This is a genomic window from Achromobacter sp., assembly GCF_050285565.1.
Lineage (GTDB): Bacteria > Pseudomonadota > Gammaproteobacteria > Burkholderiales > Burkholderiaceae_B > Achromobacter.
In genome coordinates, this window is the sequence record NZ_JBLZXG010000003.1 from 63,722 (window position 1) to 74,549 (window position 10,828).

Below are 10,828 nucleotides of genomic sequence, written 5' to 3' on the forward strand. Positions count from 1 at the left end.
ACCGTCGAACAGGCCGGTGCCGCAGCTTGTTCCGGCGCCGCCGGGCGCGGCGTATCCACACACAAGCTGGAGAATTCTCACATGATGCGTCCTCTACTCTTGGCGGCCTCCCTGGCCGTGGCCGGCAGCGCCACGGCGGCACCTTCCTTCAACTGCGCCAAGGCCGCCACGCCGGTCGAGAAAGCGATTTGCGCCAACTCGGCGCTGGCGGATCAGGATGCGGCGATCGCGCGGCAATACAAGGAGGTGCGGGACAAGCTGGATGCCGAAGCGGCCAAGTCGCTGACCGCCGATCAACGCTATTTCCTGGGCATGCGGGACAGGGTCTATGAGGCGCCTTTCACGCAGAGCACGCCCGCCAAGGAGATGGCCACCTTCATGCATGCGCGCCTGGCTTTGCTGAAGGCCATCAATCCGCATCCGGCCGCCGGCTTCGTCGGCAAGTGGCGCAACATCGAGGGCGAGATCGAGATCACGCAAGGCGCCAACGGCCAGTTGGTCGTGGCGGCCAGTTCGTGGATGCCTTACTACGGTAACTGGGTATGCGACCTGAGCGGTAACGCGGTGGTCGATGGCGACAGCCTGAAAGTGACCTACCAGGACGGCCCGCCCTGGGTTCTGACGCTGACGCGGCGCGGCGCCGTGCTGGTGGCGCGGGAAACGGCGCCCCCCGGCACCCCCGACGACGGCTCCGGTCCGCCTTACTGCGGCCGCAATGGCAGCGTGGCCGGCGACTGGTTCGCGGCGCGCTGAGGCGCCCCGCCGGGCTCACTGGCGATTGATCAGGTTCTGCGTGTCCTGGATGAACCAGGGCAGATTCAGGCGTTCACCCTCGCCGGTCTGAATGTTCAGGCGTTGGCCCGGGGCGCTGGTCGCGCCCTGCGTGGCCGAGGGAGGGCGGCTGCGATAGTCCGGATCCGTGCCGCGGGCCGGCGGGTTGGCGCAACCGGCGAGCGACGCGCACGCGATCGCGGCCAGGATGGGGCGCAGTGCCGGGTGGAGGGTAGTCATGATGTGCGGTTCCTGCTGGTGGCACGGGCCGGCGCGCCGGACGATGAAGGCCTCTGATGCATACCTTACCCGCAATCCGGGGGGCTTGTCGCTACACCGGCCGCTCGTAGCGGCGCGCCCGCACCGCGATGCCACCGATCTGGTCGCTTTCGGTGCCGGTGTTGCGCCAGCCCTGGCGTTCGTAGAACTCGATGGCGCGGGTGTTGCCTTCGAGGGCGTACAGATACAGCCGCGTTGCGCTCCGGGCGCGGGCCCAGGCCTCGGCGCGCGCCACCATGAGCTTGCCGGCGCCGGCGCCCTGGTGGGACGGCAGCACATGCAGGTTGTCCAGCAGCACTTCGCCGGGATGGTCGTGTTCCTGCTTGACACAGACAAAGCCGATCGGCTGGCCGTTTTGCTCGGCGATGAACACGGCCTGCGCATCGGCGCTGGCGTCGCGCAGGCGGTCCTGCCAGTGGACCAGGCGATTGTCGGCCAGGCCGGCATCGAGAAAGCCGTCGGGCAGCAGGCCGCGATAGGTGACGGCCCAACTGGCCGCGTGCATGGCGGCGATGGCGTCGGCATCGCGGGCGGTGGCTTGGCGCAGGGTGACGGGAGGGCGGGACATGGTTCCTTTGCCGCGGCTGGGTGGGAGGCGGCCCGGCGCCGCGACGATTCGTTCGCCGCAGTTTGACAGGTTTGGCGCCGTCCAGCATCATCGTGCCATGAACCGGCCGCAACTCTCGTTCGCCCTGATTATTCCCCCCGTTGGGACCACGGTGGGTTAGCGCGCGTCGGATCATCGCGACATCAACCCGCCACCGGCGGGTTTTTTGTTGGCCCGCCGGGTGGCTCTTTCCCGAGGCCGTCCAATGCAATCACACGCATCCACTCCGCCATCACCCCGCGGGCCGTTGCTGCACTTTCCGGCCAACACCCGCGCCAGCCGCGCCTGGCTGCGCCAGGTGGCCGAAGCCGCCGGCTGCCGCCACCAGCTGCATTTCCTGGACCTGCCCGACGCGGTATGCAAGGCGCGGCTGCGCGCCCGCAACGAATCCGGCAGCCATCCGTTCACCACCAGCGACGCGCAGTATGACGCCATCACGGCGTATTTCGTGGCGCCGCAGGACGATGAGGGCTTCGAGATCGTGCGCCACGGATAGGTACTTGCCGAGGCTTCCACAGGCGGGTCGGCCTGCTATGATTACTGGATAAATAACCAGCTATTCGTTCCGGCCGATGTTGCCCCCGCACCGCTACTACTACCTGCATAACTTCCAGCGCGCCCTGGCCTGGGTTGGCGAACGCTACGCCGATCTGCTGGACGAACGCGAACGCCGCTTCATGACGGCATTCGCCGCCTTGCCGCGCACGTCGCAGGCGCTGCTGGCGCGCATGCTGATGCGGCGCGGGCCGTGGTTCCGCGCCAGCCGCCTGGCATACGAGGAAATTCCCGACACGGTCGAGGCCGCCGCGCCGCTGCTGGCGCTGGGCTGGCTGGAAGCCGACAGCCCCATGACGCTGGACGAACTGTTCGCGCTGCATACCCATCCCGAACTTGACCGGCTGTTCGCCGCCACGCCAGCCAAGGGGGCCGGTCGCAAGGCGGATCTGCTGGCCGCGCTGCGCGCGCGCTATCCGCAGGCCCGCCCTTATGCGGCCTGGGTGGCCGTGACGCACCACACGGTCCCCGCCGATCCGGCCTGGCGGGTCGCGGTCGCGGACCTGTGCGAGCGGTTGCGCCTGATGTTCTTCGGCAACCTGCGCCAGGACTGGTCAGAGTTCGTGCTGGCCGACCTGGGGGTGTTCCAGTACGAGGCGGTGCCGTTCGAGCCGTCGTCGCGCGCGTTCCAGGCGCGGGCGGATGTCGACCGCTATCTGGCGCTGCATGCCTGCCGGCAAGCGCTGGAAGCGCATTTGGATGTCGACGCGCAGTTGCGCGCGGTGGCCGACTGCGCCAGCGACAACCCCTGGCTGGAAAAGCGCCGCGCCAAGGTCCTGCTGCGTCTGGGACAGGCCTGCGAACGGGCCCGGGACTGGGACGCGGCCGAGCGCGTCTACGCCGTGTGCGCCTACCCGGGGGCGCGCCACCGGCGCATCCGGGTGTACGAGCGCATGGCGCGCTTCGATGACGCGCTGGCCCTGGCCTTGCGGGCCCAGGCCGCGCCCGAAAGCGAGGAAGAAACCCAACGCCTGGCGCGCATGCTGCCGCGGCTGCGCCGCAAGCTGGGCCAGGGCGCCGCCCGCCGCGTGGCGGCTCCGGTGGCCCGGTTCGATCTCGAACTGGCGCGGCCCGCGCCGCCGTTGCCGGTGGAATACGCTGCCCGCGACCACCTGCACCGCGACGACGCGCCGGTGCATTACGTCGAGAACACCCTGATCAATTCGTTGTTCGGCCTGCTGTGCTGGCCGGCGGTGTTCGCGCCCTTGCCGGGGGCGTTTTTCCATCCGTTCCAGCGCGGGCCGGCGGACCTCGATGCGCCGGATTTCCACGCGCGGCGCGAGGCGCTGTTCGCCGCCTGCCTGGCGCAACTGGAATCGGGTGAATACCGCGACACCATCCGCCGCCGCTACAGCGACAAGCACGGCGTGCAGTCGCCTTTCGTGTTCTGGGGGGCGCTTGACGAACCCTTGCTTGAGCGCGCGCTCGACCACCTGCCGCCGGCGCACCTGAAGCTGTTCTTCACGCGGCTGCTGCGCGACGTCAAGACCAACCGCTCCGGCTTGCCGGATCTGATCCGTTTCCAGTCCGCGGCGCCCGGCTACGAACTCATCGAGATCAAAGGGCCCGGCGACAAGCTGCAGGACAACCAGATCCGCTGGCTGGCGTATTGCGCCGAGCACGGCATGCCGGTGCGCGTCTGCCACGTCAGGTGGCGGGAGCCCGCGCCATGACGTACGCGGTGGCGGTGCGCGCGCTATGCGAATTCACGGCCCGCGCGGGCGATCTGGATCTGCGCTTCACGCCCGCGCCCAGCGGGCTGGAAGGCATGGCCGGGCACACGGCGGTCACGGGCCGGCGCGGGCCCGGCTACGAAACCGAGGTGGCGCTGAGCGGCCAATACCAGAACCTGCTGGTGCGTGGCCGCGCCGACGGCTACGACCCGGTGGCCAACCAGCTCGAAGAAATCAAGACCTACCGGGGCCGGCTCGACAGCGTGCGCGACAACCACCGCGCCGCGCATTGGGCCCAGGCGCGGGTCTATGCGCACCTGTTGTGCCTGGCGCGCGGTCTGGCGCAGATCCGCGTGGCGCTGGTGTACTTCAACGTCGCCACGGAAGAGGAAACGGTGCTGTCCGAGACCCGCGACGCGGCCTGGCTGGCGGGGTTCTTCCAGGACCAGTGCGACCGCTTCCTGGCGTGGTCGCGCACCGAGCTGGCGCATCGGCAGGCGCGCGACGCGGCGCTGGAACGGCTGGCGTTTCCGTATGGCGAATTTCGCAGCGGCCAGCGCGAACTGGCGGTGGCGGTGTACCGCAGGGCGCGCGATGGCGGCTGCCTGATGGCGCAGGCGCCCACCGGCATCGGCAAGACGCTGGGCACGCTGTTCCCGCTGCTCAAGGCGGCGCCGGGCAGCGGGCTGGACAAGGTCTTCTTCCTGGCGGCCAAGGGCTCGGGGCGCGGGCTGGCGCTGGCGGCGCTCGACACGCTGAACGCCCAGCCGGCGCAACCGGCGCTGCGGGTGCTGGACCTGCAGGCGCGCGACAAGGCCTGCGAGCATCCCGACAAGGCCTGCCACGGCGAGTCCTGCCCCTTGGCGCAGGGCTTCTACGACCGCCTGCCGGCCGCGCGCGAGGCCGCCCTGGCCCAGGGCCGGCTGGACGCGCCGGCGGTGCGCGCGGCGGCCCGCGCCCACCAGGTCTGCCCGTACTACCTGTCGCAGGAACTGATCCGCTGGAGCGACGTGGTGGTGGGCGACTACAACTACTACTACGACGCCACCGCCATGCTGCATGCGCTGACGCAGGCGCATCAATGGAAGGTGGCGGTGCTGGTGGACGAGGCCCACAACCTGGTCGATCGCGCCCGCCGCATGTACACCGGCGAACTGAACCAGCTCGGCCTGGCGGCGGCGCGCCAGGCCGCGCCCAAGGCGCTCAAGAAGCCGCTGGACGGCCTGCAACGTTCCTGGACCGCGCTCAACAAGAAGCAGGCCGAGGCCTACCAGGCCTACGACGAGGCGCCTGCCGGCGTGCTGGCGGCGGTGCAGAAGGCGGTGGGCGCCATCACCGACTACCTGGGCGAATCGCCCTTGGCGCAGGACGATCCGGTGCTGGCGTTCTATTTCGAGGCGCTGCATTTCATGCGGTTGGCCGAGCAGTTCGGCCCGCACGCGCTGTTCGACGTGACGCGCGCCGACGGCAGCTCGCATGGCGCCAAGACGCCGCCGTCCACCTTGTGCGTGCGCAACGTGGTGCCGGCGCCGTACCTGGCGGCGCGGCACGCGGCGGCGCATGCCACGGTGCTGTTTTCGGGCACTCTCAGCCCGCAGCAGTTCTACCGCGACACGCTGGGCTTGCCGCCCGAGGCTGCCTGGATCGACGTGGCCGCGCCGTTCCAGGCTGCGCAGTTGGCGGTCAAGGTGGTGGGCAATGTCTCCACCCGCTATCGCGACCGCGCGCGATCCCTGGCGCCGATCGCCGATCTGATCGCCGACCAGTACGCGCGCCGGCCCGGCAACTACCTGGGCTTTCTGAGCAGCTTCGATTACCTGCGGCAGGTGGCCGAGTTGATGCGGTCGCGCCATCCGCAGGTGCCGATCTGGCTGCAGACGCCGGGCATGGATGAAACCAGCCGGGCGGCGTTCCTGGCGCGCTTCACCGAAAGCGGGCAGGGGGTGGGTTTCGCGGTGCTGGGCGGCGCCTTCTCCGAGGGCGTGGACCTGCCCGGCAAGCGCCTGATCGGCGCCTTCATCGCGACGCTGGGGCTGCCGCAGGTCAACGCCGTCAACGAGAACATCAAGCGCGCCATGGAGCGGCGTTACGGTCAGGCGCAGGGCTACGACTACACCTACCTCTACCCCGGCATGCAGAAGGTGGTGCAGGCCGCCGGACGCGTGATCCGCACCGAGCAGGACGTGGGCACGGTGCACCTGATCGACGATCGCTATCGGCGCGCCAAGGTGCGCAAGCTGCTGCCCAGTTGGTGGCGGGTGGATGCCTAGCGGGGCCCGCTTTCGCGGGCGTGGGGGTCAGGCCGAACGCAGTTCGGTCAATGGCTGGTTCGGATCGCGGCTGAGCTGGTAGCCGTACCACAGGCTGCGCGCCATGCGCTTGGCCATTTCGCCGGCGGCGTCGGCCAACGCGCGGTTGGGCAGCGCTGCCAGCGTTTCGGCCCACAACGCCAGCCAGCGCTCGAACAGCGCGGCGCTCAGGTGCGGCATCGCCACGTGCTTGGGCATCGGCATGCCGGTAAAGCGCCGGGTGCCCAGGAGTACCGCTGACCAGAAGTCCGACAGCGTCGTCAGGTGTTCGTCCCAGTCGTGCACCTGGGATTCGAAAACGGGGCCGAGCGCGGCGTCGGCGCGGGCCTTAGCATAGAACGTATGCACCAGCTCGCGGATCTCGGCTTCGGTGCAGATGTCGGGGTCGGACAAGAAAGTGCTCCAGGGGCGGGAAGTCAGCGCGAATAGTAGGGCGACGCGGGGGCGGGGCGGGTTGATCTGGCGCAAGCCGCGCCCGACCCCGTGCCGGGGAAGGTTTGTTATATGATGAACGTCATATACCGTGTGCCTTCCTTACCGTGTGCTTCCTTCTTCCCCTTGCCGGAGCCTTGCGCATGACTTCCGATCCGACCCTGGCGGGCGGCGCCACCGCCGCCCCGCAACGCGAACCCAGCCTGGTCGAGCAGACCGGCGCCGGTCTCGATGGCCTGGCGCAATTGCGCGCGCTGCTGGCCTCGGGCCGCAAGCCGGGCATCCTGGTGTCGCTGGACTTCGATTTCATCGAGGCCGAGCAAGGGCGGGCGGTGTTTGCCGGCACGCCCGGCCCGCATGCCTACAATCCGATCGGCACGGTGCATGGCGGCTATGCCGCGACACTGCTGGACTCGGCCTGCGGTTGCGCGGTGCACTCGCGGCTGTCGGCCGAACAGGCCTACACCACCCTGGAATTGAAAGTGGCCTATCACAAGGCCATCACGCGCCATAGCGGCCGGCTGCGGGCCGAGGGCCGGGTGGTGTCGTTCGGCCAGCGGGTGGCCTATGCCGAGGCCGGGCTGACCGATGCGCAGGGGCGGTTGCTGGCGTCGGCCACCTCCACGTTGCTGGTGTTCGCGCGTCCCGCCGCCTGAGCCAGGGCGGCCTTTCCGGATGGCGGCTGGCCGTCCCGGCATGCTGGCCGCGGCGTCGGCGCGGCCGCCCGCGGGCCGATGCGGCCATCGCGCCGTTGACGTAGTATCGTCGGCCTGCCAAGAAAAACAGCGGAGACAACAGCATGAATGCAGCCACGCCGGCGGCCGCCGGCCGCCTGAACGAGATCGTCGCCATGCCCGCGCACGCGCTGTCGGATGCGATCCGCCAGCGCCGCGTATCCTGCCGCGAGGTGATGACGGCCTACCTGGATCACATCGACGCGGTCAATCCTGCGCTCAATGCGCTGGTGGCGCGGCGCGAGCGGACGGAACTGCTGCGCGAGGCCGATGCGCGCGACGCGCAATTGGCGGCCGGGCAATGGCTGGGCTGGCTGCACGGCATGCCGCAGGCGCCCAAGGACCTGACCGCGGTGCGCGGCATGGTCACTTCCATGGGGTCGCTGGTCTACAAAGACCAGGTCAGCCAGCAGGATTCCATCCTGGTCGAGCGCATGCGCGCGGCTGGCGCGATTTTCATCGGCCGCAGCAACGTGCCCGAGTTCGGCCTGGGCTCGCACACCTACAACCGGGTCTACGGCACCACGGTCAATCCCTACGACACCGCCAAGAGCGCCGGCGGCAGCAGCGGCGGCGCCGCCGCGGCCCTGGCCGCGCGCATGTTGCCGGTGGCCGATGGCAGCGACTTCGGGGGATCGCTGCGCAACCCGGCGGCGTTCTGCAACGTCTATGGCATGCGGCCGTCGGCCGGGCGGGTGCCCAACGGGCCGTCCAGCGAAGTGTTTCTCAAGCAGTTGTCGTACGAAGGCCCGATGGGCCGCACGCCGCGCGACCTGGCGCGCATGCTGTCGGTCATCGCCGGGCCCGATCCGCGCGCGCCGCTGTCGCTGGGCGAGGATCCGGCGGTGTTCGCTCAACCGCTGGACGCCGATCTGCGCGGCAAGCGCATCGGCTGGCTGGGCGATTGGGACGGCTATCTGCCGATGGAGCCGGGGATCCTGGCGCTGTGCGAGCAGGCGCTGGCGGAACTGGCGGCGGCCGGTTGCCGTGCCGAGGCGTACCGTGTGCCGTTCGCGGGCGAACGGTTGTGGCGCATCTGGCTGGCTCACCGCCATCTGATGGTGGGCGGGCAATACCATGACCTGGTGCGCGATCGCGCTACCCGCGACCTGGTCAAGCCGGCCCTGATCTGGGAGGTGGAAGGCCTGGACGGCATGACCGCGCGCGACGTCTACCAGGCCGCGGAAGAACGCAGCGCCTGGTACCAGACCGTGCTGCGGATGTTCCAGGAGGTCGACTACCTGGCGGTGCCTTCGGCGCAGGTGTTCCCGTTCGACGCCGCGCTGGATTGGCCCAAGGAAATCGCCGGGCGGCCCATGGATACGTACCATCGCTGGATGGAAGTCGTGACCCCTTGGACCCTGGCCGGCTGCCCGGTGATCAGCGTGCCGGTGGGCTTTGGCGCCGCCGGCCTGCCGATGGGCATGCAACTGATCGGCCCGCCGCGCGGGGATCTGGCGGTGCTGCAACTGGCGCACGCCCACGGGCAGGTGCGCGACTGGGTCGAGGCGCGCCCGCCGCGGCGGGTGTGGGGCTAGGGGCGGTCGCGGTTGCGGCGGCGCCCGCCGGGGCGCCAAACCGGCGCCGGTTCGCGGGCTTTCGTACGCGCTGTCACACCAAAAGACAAGTCTCGCGTAAGCAGGCTTTGCTTTTTCCCGACGGAAGGCGCCAGGAAGGCGGGCTTATCCTTGTTTTCCGTAGCTGTCGGGCCGTGCCTTTGCAATAATTGCTGACTATTCCCACTTCCTGTCAACAACGGGCGATGGGCGCGCCGGAACGGCCGCCGCGAAACGCCGACGCTGCTGGCGCGGGGCTGGTGAACCGATATCGCACAAGGGCCCCGGTATGAAGAATCTGACACTACGCGAACGCATCATCGCCAGCTTCCTGGTGATCCTGGCCATCATGGCCCTGATGGTGGTGGTCGATTACCGAAGGCTGCTGCAGGTCGAGGCCGAGGCCGCGTTGATCAACACCGATGCGGTGCCGGGCATCTATTACAGCACCTCGATCCGGGCGTCGTGGTTCGCGGGGTTCGTGGTGGTGCAGGACGCGTTCAACAGCGATACCGAGCAGGAGCGTCAGGCCGGCCTGGCGGCGCTGCCCAAGAGCGACCAGCACCTGAAAGACGACATCGAGCACTACCGCCGCACGGTGGCGCGCGCCGACGACCAGCGCATGTTCGACGAATTCGAGAAGGCGCTGCAGACGTACATGCGCATCCGCGCCGAGATCCTCGATCCGGCCATGCTGTCGGACCCGGCGCGGGCCCAGGCCAAGATCAAGTCCGACCTGCGGCCGGCGTTCTATGTGGGCCGCGACGTGCTGGCCGACATGGTGGCGGCCAACAAGCAGCAGGCCGATGAATCGGCCGTCAGTATCCAGAAGGCGGTCGAGACGGCGGAGGTCGGCATGCTGGTGTCGTTGGCGCTGGCGGTCATCGCTGCCGTCATCTGCGGCGTCCTGTTGCTGCGCGCCATCGTCAATCCCATGAGCAGCATCGTCAAGACGCTGGCGGCCACTGGCAGCGGCGACCTGACGCGCCGCCTGACGCTGGCGCGCAAGGACGAGTTCAACGCCATCGAGAGCGGCTTTAACGGCATGGTGGATGAATTGACCGGCCTGGTCGCCAAAACCCAACGCTCGGCGGTGCAGGTGGCCACCTCGGTGACCGAGATCGCGGCGACCTCCAAGCAGCAACAGGCCACCGCGTCGGAAGTGGCGGCCACGACCACCGAGATCGGCGCGACTTCGCGCGAGATTTCCGCCACCTCGCGCGAGCTGGTGCGCACCATGACGGAAGTGTCGGGCGCGGCCGAGCAGACGGCCGCGCTGGCCGGCAGCGGCCAGGTGGGGCTGGCGCGCATGGAAGACACCATGCGCAACGTGGTCGGCGCGGCCGGCTCGGTCAACGCCAAGCTGGCCATCCTGAACGAGAAGGCCGGCAATATCACGCAAGTGGTCACCACCATCACCAAGGTGGCCGATCAGACCAACCTGTTGTCGCTGAACGCCGCCATCGAGGCCGAGAAGGCCGGCGAGTATGGCCGCGGCTTCGTGGTGGTGGCGACCGAGATCCGCCGCCTGGCCGACCAGACCGCCGTCGCCACCTACGACATCGAGCAGATGGTGCGCGAGATCCAGTCGTCGGTGTCGGCCGGCGTCATGGGCATGGACAAGTTCTCGGAGGAAGTGCGGCGCGGCATGGCCGACATGCAGCAGGTGGGCGATCAGTTGTCGCAGATCATCCAGCAAGTGCAGACGCTGGCGCCGCGCGTGCAGATGGTCAACGAAGGCATGCAGGCGCAGGCCACCGGCGCCGAGCAGATCAATCAGGCGCTGCAGCAGCTCAGCGATGCGGCCCAGCAGACGGTGGAATCGTTGCGCCAGTCGAGCGCGGCGATCGAGGAGCTGACGCTGGTGGCCAATGACCTGCGCAGCGGTGTGTCGCGCTTCAAGGTCTGACGC

At 69.1% G+C, this 10,828-nt stretch carries 10 protein-coding genes; 7 read left to right on the forward strand and 3 right to left on the reverse strand.

Annotated elements, in window-relative coordinates:
* The first annotated feature begins 81 nt into the window (after positions 1–81).
* Positions 82–753, forward strand: coding sequence for a lysozyme inhibitor LprI family protein (locus ACN6O8_RS06260; RefSeq protein ID WP_427990210.1), 672 nt, complete (start codon positions 82–84; stop codon positions 751–753).
* Between the two features lie 15 nt (positions 754–768).
* Here ACN6O8_RS06260 and ACN6O8_RS06265 read toward each other — a convergent pair whose 3' ends face one another.
* Complete coding sequence (locus ACN6O8_RS06265; RefSeq protein ID WP_427990211.1) at positions 769–1,011, reverse strand: hypothetical protein; 243 nt, start codon at positions 1,009–1,011, stop codon at positions 769–771.
* A gap of 91 nt (positions 1,012–1,102) precedes the next feature.
* Complete coding sequence (locus tag ACN6O8_RS06270; protein ID WP_427990212.1) at positions 1,103–1,618, reverse strand: N-acetyltransferase family protein; 516 nt, start codon at positions 1,616–1,618, stop codon at positions 1,103–1,105.
* Positions 1,619–1,904: 286 nt separating this feature from the next.
* Here ACN6O8_RS06270 and ACN6O8_RS06275 point away from each other — a divergent pair, with 286 nt between their 5' ends.
* The 3 genes from ACN6O8_RS06275 to ACN6O8_RS06285 all read left to right on the forward strand — a co-directional run bounded on the left by ACN6O8_RS06275 (position 1,905) and on the right by ACN6O8_RS06285 (position 6,155).
* Positions 1,905–2,153: an AAA family ATPase gene (locus tag ACN6O8_RS06275; protein WP_427990213.1), complete on the forward strand. Its 249-nt coding sequence runs from the start codon at positions 1,905–1,907 to the stop codon at positions 2,151–2,153.
* 76 nt (positions 2,154–2,229) lie between these two features.
* Positions 2,230–3,885 (forward strand): VRR-NUC domain-containing protein, encoded by a 1,656-nt coding sequence (locus ACN6O8_RS06280; protein WP_427990214.1) that lies wholly within the window; start codon positions 2,230–2,232, stop codon positions 3,883–3,885.
* A complete protein-coding gene (locus ACN6O8_RS06285) occupies positions 3,882–6,155 on the forward strand; it encodes a helicase C-terminal domain-containing protein (protein ID WP_427990215.1) in 2,274 nt (757 codons plus the stop codon). The genes ACN6O8_RS06280 and ACN6O8_RS06285 overlap by 4 nt, the downstream gene beginning before the upstream one ends.
* Positions 6,156–6,182: 27 nt before the next feature.
* Here ACN6O8_RS06285 and ACN6O8_RS06290 read toward each other — a convergent pair whose 3' ends face one another.
* On the reverse strand, positions 6,183–6,587 hold the full coding sequence (locus ACN6O8_RS06290; RefSeq protein WP_427990216.1) for a group III truncated hemoglobin: 405 nt from the start codon (positions 6,585–6,587) through the stop codon (positions 6,183–6,185).
* A gap of 182 nt (positions 6,588–6,769) precedes the next feature.
* Here ACN6O8_RS06290 and ACN6O8_RS06295 point away from each other — a divergent pair, with 182 nt between their 5' ends.
* The 3 genes from ACN6O8_RS06295 (at position 6,770) to ACN6O8_RS06305 (ending at position 10,825) form a co-directional block, all read left to right on the forward strand.
* On the forward strand, positions 6,770–7,282 hold the full coding sequence (locus ACN6O8_RS06295) for a PaaI family thioesterase (protein WP_427990217.1): 513 nt from the start codon (positions 6,770–6,772) through the stop codon (positions 7,280–7,282).
* 143 nt (positions 7,283–7,425) lie between these two features.
* Positions 7,426–8,898 carry an amidase gene (locus tag ACN6O8_RS06300; RefSeq protein ID WP_427990218.1) on the forward strand — a complete coding sequence of 491 codons (1,473 nt, stop codon included), beginning with the start codon at positions 7,426–7,428 and terminating at the stop codon, positions 8,896–8,898.
* A 307-nt stretch (positions 8,899–9,205) separates the two neighbouring features.
* Positions 9,206–10,825 carry a methyl-accepting chemotaxis protein gene (locus tag ACN6O8_RS06305; protein ID WP_427990219.1) on the forward strand — a complete coding sequence of 540 codons (1,620 nt, stop codon included), beginning with the start codon at positions 9,206–9,208 and terminating at the stop codon, positions 10,823–10,825.
* Positions 10,826–10,828: the final 3 nt, after the last annotated feature.